22 protein-coding genes are annotated in these 22,870 nt (G+C 42.4%); 7 read left to right on the top strand and 15 right to left on the bottom strand.

Features of this window, described 5'->3' with window-relative positions; all coding sequences use genetic code 11:
- From GQS54_RS10815 to GQS54_RS10805, 3 genes are all read right to left on the bottom strand, one after another.
- Nucleotides 1-840, bottom strand: coding sequence for a patatin-like phospholipase family protein (locus tag GQS54_RS10815; protein WP_166423994.1), 840 nt, complete (start codon nt 838-840; stop codon nt 1-3).
- A gap of 93 nt (nt 841-933) precedes the next feature.
- Entirely contained in the window at nt 934-1,689 is a 756-nt protein-coding gene (locus GQS54_RS10810) for a YdcF family protein (protein WP_166423993.1), read from the bottom strand.
- 10 nt (nt 1,690-1,699) lie between these two features.
- The gene (locus tag GQS54_RS10805) at nt 1,700-2,716 is read right to left on the bottom strand and encodes an NAD-dependent epimerase (protein ID WP_166423992.1); all 1,017 of its coding nucleotides are present in this window, start codon (nt 2,714-2,716) and stop codon (nt 1,700-1,702) included.
- 112 nt (nt 2,717-2,828) lie between these two features.
- Here GQS54_RS10805 and GQS54_RS10800 point away from each other — a divergent pair, with 112 nt between their 5' ends.
- Entirely contained in the window at nt 2,829-3,611 is a 783-nt protein-coding gene (locus tag GQS54_RS10800) for a serine protease (protein ID WP_166423991.1), read from the top strand.
- Nucleotides 3,612-3,881: 270 nt separating this feature from the next.
- Here GQS54_RS10800 and GQS54_RS10795 read toward each other — a convergent pair whose 3' ends face one another.
- The 3 genes from GQS54_RS10795 to GQS54_RS10785 form a co-directional block, all read right to left on the bottom strand.
- Entirely contained in the window at nt 3,882-6,053 is a 2,172-nt protein-coding gene (locus tag GQS54_RS10795; protein ID WP_166423990.1) for a malate synthase G, read from the bottom strand.
- Nucleotides 6,054-6,158: 105 nt separating this feature from the next.
- A complete protein-coding gene (locus GQS54_RS10790) occupies nt 6,159-7,103 on the bottom strand; it encodes a LysR family transcriptional regulator (protein ID WP_166423989.1) in 945 nt (314 codons plus the stop codon).
- Nucleotides 7,104-7,369: 266 nt separating this feature from the next.
- Nucleotides 7,370-8,971, bottom strand: a complete 1,602-nt coding sequence (locus GQS54_RS10785; protein WP_166423988.1) for an isocitrate lyase — start codon at nt 8,969-8,971, stop codon at nt 7,370-7,372.
- Between the two features lie 467 nt (nt 8,972-9,438).
- Here GQS54_RS10785 and GQS54_RS10780 point away from each other — a divergent pair, with 467 nt between their 5' ends.
- On the top strand, nt 9,439-10,728 hold the full coding sequence (locus GQS54_RS10780) for an alkaline phosphatase (RefSeq protein WP_166423987.1): 1,290 nt from the start codon (nt 9,439-9,441) through the stop codon (nt 10,726-10,728).
- A gap of 162 nt (nt 10,729-10,890) precedes the next feature.
- On the opposite strand, the gene GQS54_RS10775 is transcribed toward GQS54_RS10780, so the two are convergent.
- The 9 genes from GQS54_RS10775 to GQS54_RS10735 form a co-directional block, all read right to left on the bottom strand.
- Nucleotides 10,891-11,589 carry a VC0807 family protein gene (locus GQS54_RS10775; RefSeq protein WP_166423986.1) on the bottom strand — a complete coding sequence of 233 codons (699 nt, stop codon included), beginning with the start codon at nt 11,587-11,589 and terminating at the stop codon, nt 10,891-10,893.
- Nucleotides 11,590-11,702: 113 nt separating this feature from the next.
- Entirely contained in the window at nt 11,703-12,281 is a 579-nt protein-coding gene (locus GQS54_RS10770) for a rhomboid family intramembrane serine protease (RefSeq protein ID WP_166423985.1), read from the bottom strand.
- Nucleotides 12,282-12,348: 67 nt separating this feature from the next.
- Nucleotides 12,349-13,512: a glutathionylspermidine synthase family protein gene (locus GQS54_RS10765; protein WP_166423984.1), complete on the bottom strand. Its 1,164-nt coding sequence runs from the start codon at nt 13,510-13,512 to the stop codon at nt 12,349-12,351.
- Nucleotides 13,513-13,520: 8 nt separating this feature from the next.
- Nucleotides 13,521-14,135 carry a DUF1190 family protein gene (locus GQS54_RS10760; RefSeq protein WP_166423983.1) on the bottom strand — a complete coding sequence of 205 codons (615 nt, stop codon included), beginning with the start codon at nt 14,133-14,135 and terminating at the stop codon, nt 13,521-13,523.
- An 8-nt stretch (nt 14,136-14,143) separates the two neighbouring features.
- Nucleotides 14,144-14,560 carry a DUF350 domain-containing protein gene (locus tag GQS54_RS10755; RefSeq protein WP_166423982.1) on the bottom strand — a complete coding sequence of 139 codons (417 nt, stop codon included), beginning with the start codon at nt 14,558-14,560 and terminating at the stop codon, nt 14,144-14,146.
- A 28-nt stretch (nt 14,561-14,588) separates the two neighbouring features.
- Nucleotides 14,589-15,236 (bottom strand): YjfK family protein, encoded by a 648-nt coding sequence (locus GQS54_RS10750; RefSeq protein ID WP_166423981.1) that lies wholly within the window; start codon nt 15,234-15,236, stop codon nt 14,589-14,591.
- Nucleotide 15,237: 1 nt separating this feature from the next.
- Nucleotides 15,238-16,287, bottom strand: coding sequence for a potassium channel family protein (locus GQS54_RS10745; RefSeq protein WP_166423980.1), 1,050 nt, complete (start codon nt 16,285-16,287; stop codon nt 15,238-15,240).
- Between the two features lie 140 nt (nt 16,288-16,427).
- Nucleotides 16,428-17,108 carry a PspA/IM30 family protein gene (locus GQS54_RS10740; RefSeq protein WP_166423979.1) on the bottom strand — a complete coding sequence of 227 codons (681 nt, stop codon included), beginning with the start codon at nt 17,106-17,108 and terminating at the stop codon, nt 16,428-16,430.
- Between the two features lie 15 nt (nt 17,109-17,123).
- Nucleotides 17,124-17,513 (bottom strand): YjfI family protein, encoded by a 390-nt coding sequence (locus tag GQS54_RS10735; RefSeq protein ID WP_158769120.1) that lies wholly within the window; start codon nt 17,511-17,513, stop codon nt 17,124-17,126.
- Nucleotides 17,514-17,699: 186 nt separating this feature from the next.
- Here GQS54_RS10735 and GQS54_RS10730 point away from each other — a divergent pair, with 186 nt between their 5' ends.
- The 5 genes from GQS54_RS10730 (at nt 17,700) to secD (ending at nt 22,863) form a co-directional block, all read left to right on the top strand.
- Nucleotides 17,700-18,008, top strand: coding sequence for a DUF6471 domain-containing protein (locus tag GQS54_RS10730; RefSeq protein ID WP_166423978.1), 309 nt, complete (start codon nt 17,700-17,702; stop codon nt 18,006-18,008).
- 232 nt (nt 18,009-18,240) lie between these two features.
- Nucleotides 18,241-19,281: a tRNA preQ1(34) S-adenosylmethionine ribosyltransferase-isomerase QueA gene (gene queA / locus GQS54_RS10725; protein WP_166423977.1), complete on the top strand. Its 1,041-nt coding sequence runs from the start codon at nt 18,241-18,243 to the stop codon at nt 19,279-19,281.
- A gap of 179 nt (nt 19,282-19,460) precedes the next feature.
- Nucleotides 19,461-20,573, top strand: coding sequence for a tRNA guanosine(34) transglycosylase Tgt (gene tgt, locus GQS54_RS10720; protein WP_166423976.1), 1,113 nt, complete (start codon nt 19,461-19,463; stop codon nt 20,571-20,573).
- A 30-nt stretch (nt 20,574-20,603) separates the two neighbouring features.
- Nucleotides 20,604-20,942, top strand: a complete 339-nt coding sequence (gene yajC, locus GQS54_RS10715) for a preprotein translocase subunit YajC (protein WP_158769124.1) — start codon at nt 20,604-20,606, stop codon at nt 20,940-20,942.
- Between the two features lie 76 nt (nt 20,943-21,018).
- Complete coding sequence (gene secD / locus GQS54_RS10710; RefSeq protein WP_166423975.1) at nt 21,019-22,863, top strand: protein translocase subunit SecD; 1,845 nt, start codon at nt 21,019-21,021, stop codon at nt 22,861-22,863.
- Nucleotides 22,864-22,870: the final 7 nt, after the last annotated feature.

Genomic DNA, 22,870 nt, shown 5'->3' with positions numbered 1-22,870 from the left:
CTAGTTCCTTAGTTGTGTATCGGTATAAAGCCGCATTCTTTTAGGTACAAATTCGAAAGCGGTATTAAACCCGATGTTATACAACTCTTCTTTTTGTAAAGCCGTAATATTGAAATCAACCGGTGATAACTTTCCCGTATTAATAATAATGGTGTTACGCCAATACTCTGCGTGTACGTACTCTCGAGACATTGCAGTCATGAAGGTCCTGATAAGCATCATCACATATTGCCGTAATGGCAGCCAACTTTTTTTAAAATTTGGATCCGTTACATGATCACTTTTTAATTTAAAACACATAACGGGCGATCCGTCACCGGCCCAGTCTTGATATAAAGCATCTTCGGATAAAATAGCGCCGTCAACAAGCACATGTTTTTTATAGGTTTGAAAGCTAAAAAATAACGGAATGGACATAGAGAATCTTACTGCTTTTGATATTTTCAGTTCAGGGCTGGTTTTACGGCTGAATACGACAGGGCCACCACCGTTTACATCAGTCGCGAGTATGTGCAGATCTTTGTCAATTTCAGCAAAGGTTAAGCCTTTAAGTTGCGCGTCCATCCATGCTTCAAATTGGTCCCCCGAACTTAATCCACCTTGGCGTAATAGCCTAAAAAGTGAGAATCCTTTAAATTTTTTAAAGTCGGTATCCATTGCTAAACGCTTGATTTCAGGTAATGGAACACCGCAGCAAAACAACGCCGCCACAATAGATCCACCAGATACACCCACCATATGTTGGAATTGGATATCGAGTTGCTGTAATGCGTCGAACACACCGATATGGACGGTCAAACGCGTCCCTCCACCTGAAAATATAGGCACTATTGAATTCATGATTCGTTCCTTGTTCATCCTTTGCCTAACGTCAAATATATACGGGATAATAACGTAAAATCCCATTTACAATCACATATGTTAGCGGTTTTATCATTTTAAATATCGTTGGTAAATTAGACCTAAGTACTCGTGGATAGCTCTTTCACTACGATACAAGCTTAGCCCGTTTGGCAGACCCAACACAAAGGATACGTTTTTGCGACTGAGGTGTTCAACAGGTATAGGCAGGACTGAAATTTGGTGAAGTCTAAAGTACTCCGCAGCCCGCGGCAGATGACTGGCTGAGGATACTAATGCAATATATTTATTTTTCAGATGCGGTGCTAATGCATTTACTTCCGATTCAGTGTCGTGTCCTTCGGGGAATATATGTATATCGTTCGCCTTAACGCCTAAGGTTATCAAAAATTCTTTGTTGTACTGGGCTTGCGATTTTGTGTCTAATTGATTGATAATCCCGGCTGCTAAAAAAATTGGCAGTTGCTTTTTCTGATACATCAGAGCGGCATGCAAATTACGCTGTAGGCTGCATTGTGGCCACTTACTGACAAAAGGTAACGCATCATCGTCAAAGTGGTTGCACGCTAATACTACGATCCCATCGGCCTTTTGCCACAAAGGGGAAGATAGTGTAATGGTGGGGTATTGATCTTCTAAGGGTTTGATTAACATCACGCTCGGATAAATTAAACTGCAGAATCCTAACCACAATAGTGGAATATACGATAGCCATTTAAGTATGCGAGTCCCACGAATGGGTAGTCGTGAAAGAAGCTGCAAAATGGCAAACAGCAACGGTCCGTGGACAAGGGGAGAACTTAGACTGTTTGCCAATGATTGCAGCATTTAACATCTCTTATATTTTATAAAAATCTTTATACCAATTTACAAAGTTGCTTATGCCTTCTTTGAGTTGTGTCTTTGGTTTATAACCCACATCATCAATAAGTGCTTGGACGTTCGCATAAGTATCAGGCACATCTCCAGGTTGCATCGGCAGCATTTCTTTTTCTGCCGTTTTGCCCAAAGCACCTTCTAAGGTTGTAATAAAATCGAGCAAATTGACTGGAGTCTGTGCACCTATATTATACACGCGCCAAGGTGCTTTGCTGGTGCTTGGGTCAGGTTTTTTACCATTCCAATCTTTGTTACCTGACGCTGTATTATCTAAAGTGGCAATTACACCACTGACGATGTCATCGATATAGGTGAAATCACGTCTGTGATTACCAAAGTTATAGACCTTGATCGGGTCGTCTTCTAATATCGCCTTGGTAAATTTGAACAAGGCCATATCAGGTCTGCCCCACGGCCCATAAACGGTGAAGAAACGTAATCCCGTAGTCGGTAAGTCGTAAAGATGACTATAGGTATGGGCCATTAATTCATTGGCTTTTTTGCTTGCGGCATAGAGGGACACAGGATGATCGACGTTGTCTGATACTGAAAACGGCATAGATTCATTTGCACCATAGACTGAGCTTGAAGACGCATATACTAAGTGTTTGACTGCATTGTGACGACAGCCTTCCAGTATATTGGTAAAGCCAACAATGTTGCTGTCTATATACGCATGTGGATTTTCAATGGAGTAACGCACACCTGCTTGGGCAGCTAAATGCACCACCTTATCAAACTTATGTTTTGCAAAAAGTGCTGCCATTTCTGGACGAAGTGCAATATCCAGTTTTATAAAGCTAAAATTTGCTGCATTGGGATGAGATTCAAGTTCAGCCAGGCGGCCCAACTTTAAGTTTACGTCGTAATAATCGTTAATATTATCGATACCTACCACTTCATCTCCGCGGGATAACAACACCTGGCAAACATGAAAACCGATAAAACCAGCTGCGCCAGTGACTAATATTTTCATTTCATTAATCCTAATATTTTGTGTATAACCTTTAGGTAAACATCACGTTATGCTATTGCCGTTACAACGGTATTTTGCTCACGTCAGCCTTACGAAAAATAAGTAGTCCATTATGATAACGAAAAACTGTGTATATAAAATCATTTGTGTTGTTTTTTCTTTAATCGTTTTTTGCGGTGCGACTAACGCCACAGAGAAAACCAAATTAGTAAAAAAAATTAAGCCGTCGATTGTGGGAGTCGGTCTTTATGATGCGATGTCTTCGAGTACCCATCAACTTCGCGGAAGTGGCTTTGCTTTCGGCGATGGCACACTTATAGCAACTAATTATCATGTGGTGTCTGAAGCACTCGACCCACAAGTTGTTCAATATCACATAGTATTCTCGGGTACTGGGCGGCAACCTAAAATCCATAAAGCGGAAGTGATAGCGAAAGACCCTGTGCATGATCTGGCGATACTTAAAATTCGCGATAAATTACCAGCTATGGTGCTTAGTACCGATGATTATGCTGATGACGGTCAAGACATTTTGATGACAGGTTTTCCCATTGGATCTATTTTAGGTTTATACCCAGCGACGCACAGAGGCATCATTGCAGCATTAACGCCGGATGTAATCCCAAGCGTTAATTCTAGTCAATTGACGATGACCATGCGCAATCGATTGGAAAACCCGTTTATGATCTATCAATTAGACATGATTGCATATCCGGGCAATAGCGGTAGCGCACTCTATGATGCCCAATCAGGAGAGGTGCTTGGGATACTCAACAAAGTATTCATAAAAGAAACGAAAGAGGCTGTCTTAGAGAAACCCAGCGGAATTAGTTATGCCATACCCGTTAGATATCTAAGAGCATTGGGCAAAAGTAAAGGATTTACTGTGGACTGAAAAGGTACGAAGAATCTAAAATACTCAATAAAACGTTGAATTTATCTTCGCTTGGAACGCATTATTCCTTTAAAAGTTGATAGTGATAGCCTTAGATTGCATGAAACATGCTACATAAACTGTCGATGTTTTGTGTGTTACAAGCCATCACAGCCTTGCATATGAAGTATTTTAGAGTGATAAAAGTGAGTAATACAATTATAGCGGTAAATAGGACTTGATAGCGTCTCAATTGATACGCTATCAAGCTTTTAGTCTACTGAAAGGATGTTAGCTATTACGCTTTTGCTTCATCTCTCTGCGTTTGGCATGTAATACCGGTTCTGTATACCCATTGGGCTGCGCTGTGCCTTTTAATATAAGCTCTTGTGCTGCCTGAAATGCAATCGACTGAATAGGGTCGGGCATCATGGCAATATATTCAGCATCCGTACTGTTTTGCTCATCCACTAGCTTTGCCATACGCAACATTGAATCATTGATTTGGCTTTCATCTATCAAACCGTGCAACAGCCAATTAGCGATGTGCTGGCTGGAAATTCTTAACGTGGCTCTATCTTCCATTAACCCTACATTATGGATATCAGGTACTTTAGAGCACCCGATGCCTTGATGTACCCAGCGGACAACATAACCTAAAATGCCTTGCACGTTATTATCAAGTTCACGCTGAATGTCTTGCTTACTTAGCGCCGCTCGATTCTTTAGCAGCGGGACGGTAAGAATGTCGTCTAGACCGTCAAAGGGTGTTTCAGCAATCGCGTTGCGTAAATTAAACACATCTATCTGGTGGTAATGCAGCGCGTGTAAAGTAGCAGCGGTAGGCGAGGGTACCCAAGCCGTGTTCGCCCCAGACTGTGGATGCGCTGTTTTACTTTGCATCATATCAGCCATGTTATCAGGGGTTGGCCACATACCTTTGCCTATTTGCGCCTTGCCAGACATCCCAGCATCTATGCCTATTTTAACATTCGCCAACTCATAAGCCGTTAACCAAGGCTGTTGTTTGATTTCAGCTTTTAGCGCAAAAGGCCCTAAATGCATTGAGGTATGAATTTCATCCCCTGTTCTATCTAAGAAACCGGTGTTAATAAATACCGCACGTGCTTTAGCGGCGTTTATACAGGCTTTTAAGTTTACACTGGTACGTCTTTCTTCATCCATAATACCCATTTTTAAGGTATTGCGCGGTAGCGCTAGTGCATCTTCTACTTGGCTAAATAAGGTGTCTGCATATGCGACTTCCTCTGAACCATGCATTTTAGGCTTAACAATATAGATGCTGCCATTTTTGCTGTTTTTATACTTGCCGTTGCCGAGTAAATCATGTTTGGCTATTAAGCTTGTAATCACCGCATCCATGATCCCTTCATAAATAGGCTTTCCATCAAACAGTATGGCGTCGTTCGTCATTAAGTGACCTACATTACGCACGAACATCATGCTGCGGCCGCTTAAGGAAAAAGGTTTTCCGTCGGTTGATATATAAGACCTATCATCATTGAGGCGCCTGACAGAAGCACTGCCAGATTTTTGCATGCTTACTTCAAGGTTGCCCTTAATTAACCCCAGCCAATTTTGATAAACCAAGGTCTTATCCTGCGCATCGACGGCTGTCACTGAGTCTTCACAATCCATGATGGTGGTCAGTGCAGATTCTAACAAAATATCTTTCATGCCAGCGGGATCACTTTGGCCAACCTGATGTGTCCTATCAAATTGAAGTTCAGCGTGAAGGCCATGGTGGCGCAATAAAATCGCTGCCGGGGCGCTAATGTCGCCGCAGTAACCAATAAAGTTAGCAGGCGACGTTAATGCTGCTGTATTGCCATCTTTAAGCGTGACAACTAACTGGCCTGATGTGATGTCGTAGTGCTGACTATCTAAGTGCGAGCCCTTAGTCAGAGGGGCGATAACGTCCAACCACTTTCTGGCGTATTCAATAACCAGTTGTCCACGTACAGGGTCGTAACCCTTGGCGCGAGTCGTATCATTGTCTTGAGGTATTACGTCTGTGCCGTATGCCGCATCGTATAGGCTGCCCCATCGAGCATTAGCAGCGTTAAGAGCAAAGCGAGCATTATTAATAGGTACAACGAGTTGGGCACCAGCCATTGTGGCAACTTCAGCATCCACTTTGTCTGTGGTGATCGCGAAATCATCAGGGGGTGTTTCTAGGTAACCAATTTCTCGCAAAAACGATTTGTATTCGTCAGTTACTAAAGATGATCTAGTTTGACAGTATTCATCAATTTTTTGCTGCAATGTGTCACGTTTGGCTAATAAGGCTTTATTGACTGGTGTCAGCTCAGCCACAATCTCACTAAACCTAGCCCAAAATACCGATGACGTTACATCGCTGCCTGGTAGCGCCTGCTCTTCGATAAAGGTATCAAGCTGCTTAGCAACTTGAAGTTGCCCCCGTTGAATATAATCTTGCATATTTTACTCCGCTAGTTAGGCAATACCTCAAGTCTACGGAGGAATCCTTAGTTTGTTTAATTTATGGTTTCTATCCTAGCTATTTACTTGGTGAATACTTATTGCTTACTGAGCGGATAATGCATCACCTACCTCAGTAATTAATCTGCGCAGCCAAATATGACCAGCGTCATGATGCAATAGGGCGCTCCAAGCCATTTTTAAACCAATCGGTGGTATATCAAACGGAGGGTCAAGAATAACAATGTTGGGATCATTCTCATAAAGAGCCGCCGCTTTACTGGGCAAGGTTGCAACGAGGTTCTTAATTTTAGCCAGTTGTAAGGCAACGTGGTAATGACGGGTAAACACACGAATATCACGCTTTTGGCCAATCTTAGTCAGCTCGGCATCGACCCATCCGAGTTTTTGTACTTCATTAGGATCAATACCAACCCCTACACCAAACCCCGTTTTACTCACCCAAATATGCTTACTGTCGATATAGTTTTGCAGTGTGAAGTCGTTAACGATTGGGTTATTGCTGCTCACTACGCAGGCAAATCTGTCGTACCACACCACCTTTTGATGGAACGACAGAGGCAATTCTTCAAAGCGATTAATGGCCATATCGACTCTGCCTTGTTCAACATCATGGAACGTCACGTCACTTGGCGTGATCATATCAAGTGTAATATTTGGGGCTGCATTGGCCAGTTGACGAATAACTTCTAGTAGTAACGTAGACTCAGCATAATCACTGGCCATTATTCTAAACGTGCGTTTACTGGTTTCAGGAACGAAATCTGTCTCAGGTTGAATCGATGCTTCAAGCTTGGATAACACATCGCGTATGACCGGTTGCAGTTCTAAGGCACGCTTGGTTGGTGTCATACCGTCACTGGTGCGCACTAGAAGCGGGTCTTTAAATAAATCCCTTAGTCGTTTTAGACCGTTACTCATTGCGGGTTGCGTAATGCTCAGTTGATTTGCTGCACGGGTTACGCTGCCTTCACGAAGAAGAACATCCAGATAAACCAATAAATTCAGATCGACTTTAGCAATATTCATAATATTAATACACGTTTTGTTTTTTATTGAATAACTCGATTGTACTCAGATGGGCAAAAGATGCTAGCAAGAATGTAATAAATTTTAAGTTGCTGTATTTAATCGATAATTAATATTTAAAATTAGTTACTTGGAGCGATTCAATGATATTTTTTATATATAAATGGAATATTCAAGGCAACTTCATTCTGTAAGTGAATGGTGATTTACAGGCAAAAAAATAGCAGGTTTCCCTGCTATTTTTAGATTTTATTAAAAATTAGACGTTAAACGGCAACGTCAAACTGATTCATGGTGTTGTCTTTACCCGATGCTTTCAATGCCTGGTCACCTGAGAAATACTCTTTGTGATCATCACCTAGGTTAGAGCCAGCCATTGCTTGGTGTTTAACACATGCTAAGCCTTCACGTAATTCTTTACGTTGAACACCTTTAACATACGCTAACATACCTTCTTCACCGAAGTAGCCTTTCGCAAGATTGTCAGTTGACAATGCAGCAGTGTGATAAGTCGGCAATGTAATCAAGTGATGGAATATACCCGCTTCACGAGCTGAATCAGCTTGGAAAGTACGTACTTTTTCATCTGCTTCAAGTGCCAGTTCAGATGTGTCATAACGAACCGACATAAGCTCCTCACGGTTATAATCAGATACATCTTTGCCACCTTCAACCCATGCATCAAACACCTGTTGACGGAAGTTAAGGGTCCAGTTAAATGATGGTGAGTTGTTATACACAAGTTTCGCATCAGGTACTTCTTTGCGGATGGCATTCACCATATCACCGATTTGTTGAACATGCGGTTTTTCAGTCTCAATCCACAATAAATCAGCACCGTTTTGTAGCGAGGTTATGCAATCTAACACTACGCGGTCGAAACCTGTGTCGGCTTTAAACTTATATAAACCGTTTGGTAAACGAACAGGTTTTACCAGTTCTCCATTAAGTTTAAGTACTGAGTCACCGTCTTTTAAATCATTAACAGAATTAACCGGTGTAGTTTCTAAAAACGCATTGTATTGAGCTGCCAAGTCGTTTGGTGATTGAGATACAGGGATTTTCTGTGTTAGACCTGCGCCCAAGGAATCTGTACGCGCAACTATGACACCATCATCTACACCCAGCTCAAGAAACGCGTAACGTACGGCATTAATCTTACATAAAAAATCTTCATGTGGAACGGTTACTTTACCGTCTTGGTGACCACATTGTTTTGCGTCTGACACTTGGTTTTCGATTTGGATACAACATGCGCCAGCTTCAATCATTTTCTTAGCAAGTAGGTAAGTTGCTTCCTCATTACCAAAGCCTGCATCGATATCGGCAATAATAGGCACTACATGGGTTTGGTAGTTATCTATTTTATCTTGGATTTCTTGTGTGCTTTCACCCGCTTCTTTCGCTTTATCAAGCGCGCTAAACAATTCACCTAGTTCTTTTGCATCGGCTTGACGTAAAAAAGTATAGAGCTCTTCAATTAGTGCAGGAACAGACGTTTTCTCATGCATTGACTGGTCTGGAAGAGGTCCGAACTCAGAACGTAACGCCGCTACCATCCAACCAGACAAGTACAAATAGCTCTTATCGGTTGTGCCATGGTGCTTTTTAATGGCTAACATTTTTTGTTGGCCAATGAATCCATGCCAGCAACCTAAAGATTGAGTATATGAACTTGAATCTTTATCATAATCCGCCATGTCTTTACGCATAATACCTGCGGTATATTTCGCGATATCTAGACCCGTTTTGAAACGATTCTGTGCCTTCATACGGGCAACGTATTCTGGGTTGATTGCGTTCCAAGTTTGGCTATTGTCAGCCGTTAGTGTTTGAGCGGCTTGAATGTCATTTGTATAATTAGACATGACGGTGTTCCTTATGTTTGTAGGGTAAAGTTTGATTAGCATTTGCATTGTTGCGCTTGCTAACCGATGAATGAATCCTACTGGGAGAAATGTAATAACGAAAGGAAATGCTATTTATACTTGGTATTTACTTTGTGAATGCGAGTTGGTGTGCTTTATTCATTTTCTGAAAAAGCGTCATTAAGCGAGTCTTTCACTGGAGAGCTGAGGCTAATATTCTAGAAGGTCTTTTATTAATGGTAAGAAAATTAATCGCATCTTATTACTCATTGCGTGATGAAGCGTGCTGTTTCAGGTTCACTGTCTAAAAGTGAATAATTATTTCGTCACTCTTTCGTACTTCCCTCACATATTTTGCTACATATTAGCCCTTCGAATTTACAAAATTCCTACTACAGTGCTACTGCTTGTCACAAAACCCTGCGTATAATCGATTGATTGAATATAAAGCAAAATATAGGATCGAAATGAAGTTTGTGAGTACTGTATTGCTATCAACCATCTGTATGGGAGCAATAGCGCAAGAACCTAAAAATGTCATCATGGTTGTTGGTGATGGCATGGGGCCGGCTTATACCACCGCGTATCGTTATTTCTCGGACGACCGTAATACGCCTGAAGTTGAAAGAACTGTTTTCGATCGTTTGATGGTTGGAATGGCAAGTACCTACCCAGCACCTGTGTCGGGATATGTGACTGATTCCGCTGCGGGCGCGACAGCTTTGTCATCGGGCATCAAAACATACAATGGCGCTATTGCCGTCGATGTTGATAAAGAGCCAGTGAAAACGGTACTTGAATGGGCTAAAGAACATGGCATGAAAACGGGGGTTGCGGTGACCTCGCAAATTAATCACGCCACGCCTGCTGGTTATTCAGCTCACAACGAAAGTAGAAAAAATTATAACGAAATTGCCGATAGCTACTTTGATCGTAAAGTGGCTAATGACTTTGTTCTCGATGTTATGTTGGGGGGAGGCTGGCAGTATTTTAAACGAGACGATCGTAATCTTATCGCTGAATTTACCGCTGCTGGTTACGAGTACGTTGATAACATCGCTGCTTTAAAAGACACCGATGAAACAAAGCCATTGTTAGGGTTGTTTGCTGATCAAGGTTTGAATTGGGCACTGGATATGCCAGATAAACAACGCCTACAAACATTAACTGAAACAGCGGTTAAACATTTAGAAAATGACAAAGGCTTTTTCTTATTAGTTGAAGCGAGTCAGGTTGACTGGGCGGGTCACTCTAATGATGTGGGCGCGGCTATGGGCGAAATGCAAGATTTAGCTAGCACCATGACATGGCTAGAAGAGTATGTTGATACTCATCCTGATACTTTGGTTGTGCTAACAGCAGATCACAGCACAGGCGGTTTTACGATAGGGGCGAATACCGTCTATAAGTGGGAGCCACAATGGGTGCAGAATCTTAAAGCATCACCATTTTCTATTGCTAAACAGTTAATGAAAGCTAAGGATAAGGCACCGTTGGCCAGTGACTTATTAGGCTTCACACTAACGGGTGAAGAAAAGTCGGCAATTGAAAGTATCGATACTGAAGATGAAGAAGTAGCTTATCAAACCGTGAAAACCTTGCTCGACTTGCGCACTAACACTGGTTGGACAACAGGCGGGCATACCGGTGTGGATGTTCCTGTATTTGCTAAAGGGCCGGGCAGTGATAAATTTCGAGGCTCTATTAATAATACCCAAGTGGCAGACAATATATTTACCCTGCTTGGGCGGGAATAGAAGGCTTTAAATGCTCGGTGTTACTCACCTGAGTATATTGTTTGTGAGCATGTTGCTTGAATCGACTGAAGTGTAAATTTCAGTAATAAAAAAACGCTGACAGAGAAATCTGTCAGCGTTTTTTTGTTTAAGCCAGCGTATTGGCCAACATAAATGTTGTCATTACTGTTGAGCAAGGAAGTTTTCTAACTCTTCCCCTGTTAATTTTTTGATTTGGGCAAATAAGTACCACAGCGCGCCCATCAGCATAATCATACTTGGAATTACAATCACCGGATAACTAAGGGCGGTCATGCGGCCTAATTCTTCGGTATAAGCGGTAGTACCTGGCGGACTAACCAAAATCACCTTTGCTAGCACGTAATTTAAAAATGAAGAGAGAAAAAACGACCCCGCGACTATATAAGAACTAATCGCCATTTTCGCTTCAAAATCTTTGCTAGTGCCTTTGGCCTCGAGCGCCTGATTTAAATTTTCCCAGTTGACGATTTGCTCGTTTAATACCAACACCTTCAGCAGTGGTTTAGCCGTGCGCTGGGTGATGAGTACGGCAATACCGATCACAGCAGGAATTGCCGCTTCTTTTATGGCGATATATTGTGCTGGCAGCTCTAACAGGCTTATTCCGCCGGTTAATATAACGCTAACAATCCCCAATATTGAAAACGCGTTTACCTTGCCAGATTCTTTTAGATCCCAAAGGCCATAGCCAATAGGGAAAATTAACGCGGCGACAATACTCCACGCTGGACCAAGGTATTCATCTGAGCTTAAATTGCTCATGATCACAACGGGGATAATTATATTAAATGCGAGGTTTCCGAAAAAACCATTTTGCTTTTTTGGGGCTTGCTTACTCATTTTGGCCTTGATCTGTTTTTAAACTGCAGTTTTGATTATAGGGGAGTTACCCCTTGTGCTCTAGCACTACCTTTGGTTAATTTAGCGACATATTGGGTTACTGCATGAAACACTTACAAGCGGGCGTTTTTCGCCCACAATCTTGCAGCGATAAGTCCCGAAATAAAACCAAATAAATGTCCTTCCCACGAAACGAATGTTTGAGCGGGTAATACACCAAATATTAAACCGCCATAAAAAAATGCCACCAATAACGAGATAATAATGAGACTAAATTTACGGCTCAAAAACCCTGCAAGCAACAGAAACCCAAAATAACTGTAGATAACACTGCTCACACCGATATGACTGGCTGAACGCCCAAATAACCACACCAATAAGCCGGTTAGTATGATGCAAAATAAGGTGACCCCGAAGAAGCGTTTGTTCCCGTATTGCAGCATCAGGAAGCTGAGCACACACAGGGGTACGATATTCGATAGATAGTGACTGAAACTGCCATGTAAAAACGGCCCTATCAGTACGCCAATCAGCCCAGGTACATAACGAGGGATATTGCCAAATTGGTTCAATACTCGACCGGTTAATAGATTAATAATTTCTATTACGGTAATTACAACAAATATACAGCTGACGATTTTAAGCTGTTGACTCAATCGAGAAGAAGACGAAAAAATGGTTTTGCTATTCATAAAACTGCGTTAGTAAAGTGGGATATCTATTTTGACCTAAACCTGTGATAAATGAGATGTCAAATTGTCACAAAATAATATGCGGTAAATATCGAGACATATCTTGGGTGATAAGTGAGGTGTCTTCACGCACCGAAATCCCTGCAGGTTGGTCATCTACTAACCAAGAACCTATTAATGTGTGATTGCTGCCAAATTTAGGTAGCGCAGAATAGGCCTGATAAATAAAACCTTCATCTCCATAAGGCCCTTGTGCTTCGAGTATTGTTTTACCATTTTCAAGCACACTAATATTTGCTCCTTCACGAGAAAATATCGGTTTCTTAACAAGCTTACTTTCCGTGGCTAAATGTAACTCGTCTTCAAAATACGCAGCAAGTAAGTTTGGGTGTTGTGGGAACATCTTCCACAACATGGGCATTAATGCTTTATTCGATAATATCGACTTCCATATGGGTTCGATCCAATGACTACCAGAAGGACCGATATGCTCAGAAAATTCTTCGCGCTGCATAAACTCCCAAGGGTACAGTTTGAATAGCGTCTCGATTATTTGGTCATCATGATCTGTAAATGCACCGCTTTTACTTAAACCGATATCTTCGATATAAACAAAATAGTCGGCAATGCCCGCTTCGCGCGCACAGTCTTGTAAATACTGAACCGTACCTCGGTCTTCATCTGTGTCTTTGCAGCAGGCGAAATGCATAAAATCGAGCTGATAATGCTTAGCTATGTAACCTAAGCGAGCGACCAGTTTCTCCTGTAATGAATTGAACTGGTCTGCACCCTTGTGGATCAAGCCCTTGTTGACCTGTTCTTCGAGCCACAACCATTGCCAAAAACCGCTTTCGTATAACGAGGTGGGCGTATCAGCATTGTTTTCGTATAGTTTGGCAGGACCACTGCCGTCATAACTGAAATCCAACCGTGAATACAAACTAGGATCGCGATTCTTCCAAGAATCGGCTATCGGTTGCCAAAATGATTGGGGGATCTGAAAACGTTCAAGCAGGGCATCATCGTGAATAACACGCTCTACCACAGCCAAACACATTTGGTGAATGTCTGCGGTAGGCTGCTCTATATCATTCTCTATTTGGGCCAAGGTAAATTGATAATAGGCAGATTCGTCCCAGTAGGGCTCGCCGTGCATGGTATGAAATTTAAAACCAAAATCAGCTGCTTTGCGCTGCCAATTTGGCCTTGGCTTAATTGGAATACGGAACATAAGAAGGGCTAACCGCCCCAACCGCCAGATTTTCTAGTGGAACTGCCCCAACTCGATTTGGCGCGAACGCTGCTGCCAAAACCACCTCTGCTCATGGTTTTGGTAACGGCGGGTTTAGATTTAAACGCATTCTTACTGACGTCCATATTGCGACGGCGGGTGTCTCCATAGTCACTGCCATCTGCGCCCATCCAACGTTGGCGATACGACGAGTAAGGTGAAAATGAAGTAAACATGGGCTGTGTGTTGTAACCCCTTGGTGATAGCAAGTTACTGAGCATGTAACCGGCCATAAAGGGCATGAAAAATGAACCGCTGTCGCTGCGCGTATAATTACATTGATTTGCCCCAAACTCTTCTTCACAAACTTGCCTAGAAGCGTATTTCGGGCCCGTCCGCTGTGCTTCGTCAAGCGCATCTTGATACGCTGTTTTACATAATTCTGCTTGTCCAGGATTTTTAGTAATACAGTCGTCTACCCCAGTATAAACAGTGGCTTTTTCGGTTTCTTCACCGCACCCGCTGAGCATAACGGCGGCAATACCTAGGGCTAAAGGCTTAACAGAAAAGCCTTTACGCATTGATGCTAGGTTAATATTTGATGAGCGTTTACGCTGAGTCATATTCCCTCCTAGTAGGTCATGCAAGCGGCGTTTAATAAGCCAACCGCAATAGATATGGCCGCTAAAATTGTACCCGCTGAAATTTCATTATTAATAATGCGCTCGGCAATTTTTGGCATAAAGGTAAAGCGCAATAATAAAAAGGCTATTACCTGAGCAAATATCGCCACTACACCCCAAACGACAAAATCAACAAGAGAGGCTGAATTCGCCACTGCGCTAGAAAGCGCTAGCGCAAAACCGATTATTGCGCCTCCAAAGCCAATCGCGGCAGCTAAGTTTTTTTCTTGTTTGACCAATTTCCACTCATCGTGCGGAGTAACAAAGGCATATACAATTTTGAATACAAACAGTAATACGATTGACACCGCAAAGTAAGCAGCAAAGTGACCAAGGCCAGCGATTGAATTTAGAATTGTTTCCATTTTATTTCCTCAGGTTTAATGCGTGCTGTTAACCATTAATATTAATGTCAGCTTGTTCAATATTAAAACCACTGCTTATTACAAAGCAGCGATCAAGATTTTGTCCGACTAGTTTCTCTTCGCCGCTAACGAGCAAGGTTTCGACGTTATTATCATCAATTTCACGCTCATACAGCATAACGAACTGATCCGTCTCACTCGTATCGCCATCTTCTTCGTAAGTTGTTTCTGTCATCGCCACTGCAGGTGATAATTCCCCAACGGCATCCCATACGCGTTGGTAGATATGACCTTCCAATGAATATTGTGTTTGAGATATTTGATTTTTAATCAACTCTTGCCACTGGGAATCGGAACCGACTGTTTTGGTCTCGTAGAAATACCACAACTTAACGTCTGTTATATGATTTTCAGTCATACCGCCGTCCAGCACGACTTGTAAGAAGGCATCGTCATCGGTGTAAAAACGTAAAATTTTACCGCCTGTGTCTAAATCTACTTCGCCAACCGCCTGAATAATATGCGAGGTGGCCGCTGAATCGATAATAAGACTAGGTTCAACTAATTTTAGTTTCAGGGGATCTATTTGAAACGACCCGCCTAAGTATAACCCCATGATTTCAGGCGCTTTAGGAGTTTTAGGGCTGTCTTTTTTACCAAATAATTTGCTAAACATGTTATTCCTTAGAAAAACGTTGCCATGCGATTTTTTTGATCCGTTCCTTGGCGATGTAAAATACTTTATCTCCGGGGAACAGTTGTCCGTCCAAATCAGGGTTTACCTGAATATTCAATCGGTCATCGCTTTTAGCTATTCCTATCAAAGTGGCATTATAAAGGGCTTTTAGTTGATTAAACGCCGCTCGCACATCAACGGGGGTTGTATCTTGGGGCAGGGTGCTTGAATATTGTGCTTGACCCTCTGTCACGCTGAGTAAGTCGTGATGTAATACACTCGAGCCAGGATCAAATGCGGATTTCGCGAGCATTTCAATCGCTACGCTAGGAGTGCATTCTACATTTGGACAGTGACGCCGAAGTAAATTAGCTAAGGTTTCATCAGTAAAATACGCGACCATTTGTGCATTTGGATTTCGTTGGCTGCAATACAGTGCTGTGGTCATCGTCAAGTCATCTTCAGGGTTATCCATTAACACGACTTTTGCGTCTGCAATACAGGCTCGGTCCATGTCTTTATCATTACTAAAGCTGTTAACTTTAACAAACTCAATTTTATCAGGCATTGGATTAATGATATCGGCGCGTACGCACAATACAATTGCTGGGCGCTCATCGACTGCGTCGCGTTCCCGCAACAATAAATCTAATAGCCTTAATGTGCGCTGCTCATTCCACCCAAGCACTAGAATGTGATTCGATACCGATAGACTTTGCAAACCTTTTACTCCTTTTAACCACTGAAATGATACCCACGATGCCACCCGGCCAATGACTAACGCGAAAAAGCTTAACCCGACAGGAATAACATACAAAGAAACAATGTATTTGCCAGCCGCTGTGGTGGGAGATAAATCCCCATAACCAACGGTTGAAGCAGTCACAACTAACCAGTAGATAAAATCAGTGGAGCTGGTTAATGCGTTTTCACCCGCCAATGTCATTAAACACCAAGTTGAAACGGCGTATATACTCAAAGAGAGCAGTAAAGTGTACCAGCGCATTTCAGTAAAATACTGAGCCAGCATTTTACGTATTTTTAAAAACATGGCGTAAATTCAGGTTATTGTTATTTTCGGATATTCTTTCATACCCATGGCCATTAGCCAATGTAAGTCTGAATGTATGGAAAGGATTAACAGATCCCCAATCTTTCAAAGCAGTTTGAGGATCTGTGTATAGCGTTGTATTATTTACCTAAAATACGGCTAAGCTCATCATCTGCTGACGTTTGGCCGCCCTTAATGCCTGCTTGAGAAAGACGTTTTTCTAAATCATCACTTGACTCTTCGGTGGCTAATTCTTGTGCCGCCTGCAATTCTGCATCACGCAATGTTTGTTTGTCTTGAATACGTTGCAATGATTCAGTAGCCGTTTTCATCTTACTGTTGGCACCTAAATGGCGTGAAGAAACCGCAACTTGCGCTTTTTGCACAGATTCAGTGGCCTTTACCATGTCAACCTGTTGTTCTAGTCGACGTAAGTTACCTTTAGCCTGACCAATATTGGTGGCCAGTTGCTTTTCAGATTGCTTAAATTGATCAAGATATTTTTGTTCGCCTTCTTGCTCGGCTTTTAAGTCACTGACCTTTTGTGCGCAATCTAGTGCCAATTGGCGATCAGAATCTATCGCTTTACGCGCATGGGCCTCGTACTGCTCGATAGAAGATTGCAAACTAGTCACTTTTTGTTGAGCGAGTTTACACTTGGCTAAAATTTGCGTGCGAGCATGGTCTGATTTGCGCAATTCATCTTTTGCTTCTCGGATCTCTTGCTCAAGGATACGAATGGCCTGGCTATCTACAACTGATTGCGCCGCTTCTGTGGCACCGCCTTTAACGGCTGTCACTAATTTTCTCCAAACTGACATATTGTCACTCCTCGATTAATGTAAATGTTCTGCATAAGCATCTAAAAATGCTTCTACATTTTGAAACAATGTCTGCACTTCGATCATTACGCTCTCAGGTTTGGATTGTGAGCTTAGTGAACCGAATGCTGTGTAATATTCATCGCCCGCGACATTTGAAATACCCACTGTGGTTAATGGAAAAATCATGTGAGACTTTAAAATTTCTTCATTTAATGCATGCTTATCTTTCACTTCACTTAATGAAAACAATAGAGACTCTACAAGTATTTGTTCGCCGCTAATGGCTAACCACGCATCAACACCGTCGCTGTTGGCAATTAATAAACAATTTTCTTCACGGGTAACAACGAGATCTTGGTTGTCACTAAAAAGGGTCTCAAGTTGGTTAAGATCCCATGTCATGGTTACTCTCCTGTATGTCTAATGACCATTTTCCGAATACGGCACAAAATTAATTTGTGGTCGAAGACGAAACACGGGCTTAGTGTAGTCAGTTGGAAAACAAATAGTCAAATATTATTTTCAACATTTGAAGTCTATTCATTACTAATGTAAATTATACGTCACATTTGTGTCGACGGAGCAATTATGCAAAATATCGTAGATGGTCAGACAGCAAAACAGAACAATAGTGCCTCAGCAGATTGGCGGCAAGTGGTACAGCGTCTGGTGAAAGCTGAAATGTCTAAGCGCGGAGTAAAGTATCAAGATCTCAGTGAACGGTTAGTGACAATTGGTGTGAATCAAAGCGCGGATAACCTGCGCAATAAAGTTAATAAGGGAATTTTAGGCGCTGATTTGTTGTTACAAATCATGTATGTGTTGAATATGCGTCGTATCGAACGCGACGATATCGTAGATATGTTCAGTGACATGGGGCAAGATCTCCCACAATAGAAAATCTATTTGGGCGCTAATAGCGACAATGTCTGAAAAACAGGCAAAAAAAAGCCCAACGCAATAATCGTTGGGCAAAAGAACAGTTAGGAGAAACGTCAATAATGTTTAAACTGTTGATATTATTTTAATCGCTTTAGTCAAAGTCACAAGGGGACTTGAGTATACCAAGGCCATTGCAGGTATTAATTATTATACGTAAAATAACGGGCTACGTTTCCCAGGACAATATATGAAAGTTTCCGAATTCCAGTTTGATTTACCTGAAGCATTGATCGCACGTTACCCAACCAAGGAACGCACCGCTAGCCGCTTAATGCATTTAACTGCCGATGGCCTTGAGCACTTACAATTTATTGATGTGGTCGATTTGATCAATCCTGGTGATTTGCTGATATTTAACAATACCCGTGTGATCCCGGCGCGTCTGTTAGGGCAAAAGGCTTCGGGGGGGAAAGTTGAAGTATTAATAGAGCGGATTATTGATGAGCATCATGTGCTGGCGCATGTTCGTGCGAGTAAATCTCCAAAGGAAGGAACGCGATTATTGCTTGAAGGCAGCGTTGAAATGGAGATGGTAGGCCGTCAAGACACCTTGTTTGAACTGAAATTGCTCAATCCTGAACCTATTCTTGAGATCCTTGAGCAATATGGACATATGCCATTGCCTCCTTACATCGACCGACCTGATGAAGATTCCGACAAAGAGCGCTACCAAACGGTTTATAACCAGAAGCCTGGAGCTGTGGCGGCACCCACCGCGGGGTTACATTTTGATGAAGGTATACTCAAGCAATTAAAAGACAAAGGGGTCAATAGCGAGTTTGTGACACTGCATGTTGGTGCCGGTACGTTCCAGCCTGTTCGTGTAGACAACATTTTAGAACACAAGATGCATTCTGAATATGCTGAGGTACCCGAAAGTGTTATCAACGCCATCGCTCAAACTAAAGCGGCTGGTAAGCGAGTGATAGCAGTAGGCACCACGTCTGTACGGTCCCTTGAGTCAGCGGCACAAGCTGCTGTAAAAAATGGAACTGAGCTGGCTCCCTTTTTCAGTGATACCGATATTTTCATTTATCCAGGTTATCAATTCCAATTGATTGATGCCATGTTAACCAATTTTCACTTGTCTGAGTCGACGCTTATTATGCTTGTCAGTGCGTTTGCCGGTAAAAAGAATGTGATGGACGCTTATCAACAAGCGATCGATCGACAGTATCGTTTCTTCAGTTATGGAGACGCCATGTTTATTGAGAAAAATCAGGCATAAGGTATCAATCGATAGCATCACAAGGTCACGACAGAAAATAGTGCGTTATTAGTTTTTATTCGTTAGCGCAATTCGTATATAATCCGGCCACTTTTTGTCAGCAACTCGCTTGTTAGGCATTGAAAATCACCTAAGACGAGAAAACGCTGATGGGCATGACCTATCAGCAGGAAGTATTTATGCAATTTGAATTAGACAATACAGATGGAAAGGCGCGCCGCGGTCGTCTTAAATTTGACCGGGGCGTTGTTGAAACCCCAGCCTTCATGCCTGTAGGCACATACGGTACAGTTAAGGGAATGACTCCAGAAGAGCTCGATGAATCGGGAGCCCATATATGCTTAGGTAATACCTTTCATTTAATGCTGCGTCCAGGTACCGAACTGATTAAGCTTCACGGTGATTTGCACGATTTTATGCATTGGCAAAAACCAATCTTAACTGACTCTGGTGGCTTTCAAGTTTTCAGCCTAGGTGATTTGCGTAAGATAACTGAAGAGGGAGTGACATTTCGTTCGCCCATCAATGGTGAAAAAATACTGTTGACCCCTGAGAAATCGATGCAAGTGCAACGAGACTTAGGTTCTGACATTGTTATGATTTTCGATGAGTGTACGCCGCATCCCGCCACGGAAAGTGAAGCGCGTCTTTCGATGGAGCTTTCTTTACGTTGGGCCAAGCGCAGCAAAGCTGAGCACGGTGATAACCCATCGGCCTTATTTGGCATTATTCAAGGTGGCATGTACGAGGACTTACGGGACATATCCTTAAAAGGCTTAGAAGATATCGGCTTTGATGGTTATGCAATTGGTGGCCTCTCAGTAGGTGAGCCGAAAGAAGACATGATCCGGATATTAGATCACACTGCAGACAAAATACCGGCGCATAAGCCGCGTTATTTGATGGGGGTGGGTAAACCAGAAGATTTGGTTGAAGGTGTGCGTCGTGGCATTGATATGTTTGACTGCGTTATGCCAACACGTAATGCACGCAACGGACATCTATTTGTTACCAGTGGTATCGTGAAAATACGCAATGCGGTACATAAAACAGATATCGGACCCTTGGACGATAAATGTGATTGTTACACTTGTAAAAACTATTCGCGGTCATATCTACATCACTTGGACAAATGTAACGAAATATTAGGTGCGCGCTTAAATACGGTGCATAACTTGCGTTATTATCAACGTGTTATGCAGGGATTAAGAGATGCCATTGCCGAGCAAAAACTCGATGACTTCGTTGCTGAATTTTACGCGCAAAAAGATTTGCCGGTACCGGCACTATAACTACAAAACTTAACATTATATGGGGAATTTATGAGCTTATTTATCTCTGATGCATATGCACAGGCGGCACCTGGTGGTGCAACAGGCGGCGGATACGAAATGCTAATCATGCTTGGTGTATTCGGATTGATTTTTTACTTTATGTTGTATCGTCCACAGGCCAAACGTGTAAAAGATCATAAAAATTTGGTTACTTCATTGAGTAAAGGCGATGAAGTGTTGACCCAAGGTGGTATGGTTGGGCGCATTGTGAAGGTTTCTGAAGAGAAAGACTTTTTAGAAATCGCATTAAACGATACCACGAACATCGTCGTGCAAAAATCTGCTATTTCAGCTGTGTTGCCAAAAGGCACAATGAAAGCGATTTAAAATGAGTTACGTTAAATAAAGCGGGCGATTGCCCGCTTTATTTATGTTACGACAGTCAAAATGGAAGGATTTTCACGTGTTAAACCAAACTCCGCTATGGAAGCTATTAGTACTGATTTTTATCGTCGGTATTTGTGCTCTATATGCCACTCCAAATTTGTACGGCGAGGACTATGCAGTACAAATTTCTGCGGGCCGTAACGCAACCGTCGATGATGCTTTGCTTAGCAAGGTTACGGAAACATTATCCACCGAGAGTATTGAGACTAAGAGTATTGTGTTGGACAACGAGCAAATTCTCGTTCGTTTAACCAATTCAGATAGTCAGCTTCTTGCCAGAGAAACTTTAGAGCGTGCGCTAGGTGATAATTATTACGTGGCTATGAATTTGGCTCCTGATACCCCAGCTTGGTTGGCTGCATTAGGCGGCGAACCAATGAAATTAGGGCTCGATCTACGTGGTGGTGTCCATTTCCTAATGGAAGTCGATATGAATTCTGCAATCAATAAGTCTTTCGAAGACATGGTTTCAGATTTTAAAAGTGCTTTGCGTGAAGAAGGTATTCGTTATCGTACTGTTCGCCAAGTAGAAGGTGGAGTCGAAATATTCTTCCGTGATCAAGATACGTTAGATAAAGCAGAGTTCTTTTTGCGTAATCGTAATCGTGACTTAGTTTTTACTGAGAAAAATGATTTGCGCATAGTCGTAAGTATGTCAGAACAAAAACTGGCGGAAACTCGTGACTACGCGGTTAAACAAAATATAACGATTATCCGTAACCGCGTAAATCAACTGGGTGTTGCTGAGCCGAGCGTTCAAAAGCAAGGTGTTGACCGTATCGCTGTTCAATTACCCGGTATCCAAGATACTGCAAGAGCGAAGGAAATTCTAAACGCTACCGCTACATTGGAATTTCGCTCGGTAGATTTAGATCACGACGTACGTGACGCCGTCGCTGGACGCGTGCCGCCAGGCTCTGAATTGGTGTTGAACCAAGACGGACAGCCACAACTACTCAAGAAGAAAATTATCTTAACCGGTAATCATATTATTGATGCAAATTCTAGCGCCGATGAATATGGTATCCCCCAGGTTAATATTTCCCTTGATTCTAAGGGCGGCAGCAAAATGTCTCAGTTTACCAAAGACAGCATCGGTAAACCTATGGCTACTGTCTTTATTGAATACAAAGCAACGGGTGAGCGTGATGCAAACGATAAGCTGATCTTCGAAGCTAAGCGCGAAGTTATTAGCATAGCGACGATTCAAGCGCGTTTAGGGAGTAGCTTTCGCATAACAGGCTTAGACTCACCGCAGGAAGCCCATAACTTAGCGCTATTACTGCGTGCTGGCGCACTGATTGCACCGATTCAAATTGTTGAAGAGCGCACAGTAGGCCCTAGTCTAGGTAAAGAGAATATTGAATTAGGTAAACAAGCCATTATTTGGGGCTTTGTTGCAGTGCTTATATTTATGCTTGTCTATTACAAAGCATTTGGCTTGGTGGCTGACTTAGCATTGACCTTAAACCTGGTGATGATAGTAGGCATTATGTCGATGATCCCTGGGGCGACATTGTCACTTCCTGGTATGGCAGGTATCGTATTGACAGTCGGTATGGCCGTCGATGCCAATGTGCTTATTTTTGAACGTATTCGAGAAGAATTGCGTGAAGGCAGAAGCCCACAACAGGCTATTCACCATGGATACGACAGTGCTTTTTCTACCATCTTAGATGCCAATATTACGACCTTTATCGCGGGCTTGATTTTGTTTGCCGTCGGTACAGGCCCAATCAAAGGCTTTTCGATTACGTTAATGATTGGTATCGCTACTTCAATGTTTACCGCAATTTTTATTACCCGTGCAGTTGTTAATGCATGGTGTGGTGGTAAACCCCTGAAAACTTTATCAATATAGGAGCCGT

The organism is Paraglaciecola sp. 20A4 (assembly GCF_011378905.1).
Lineage (GTDB): Bacteria > Pseudomonadota > Gammaproteobacteria > Enterobacterales > Alteromonadaceae > Paraglaciecola.
The sequence above is the reverse complement of the archived record's forward strand: the minus strand, read 5'-3'. Positions and strand labels throughout refer to the sequence as shown.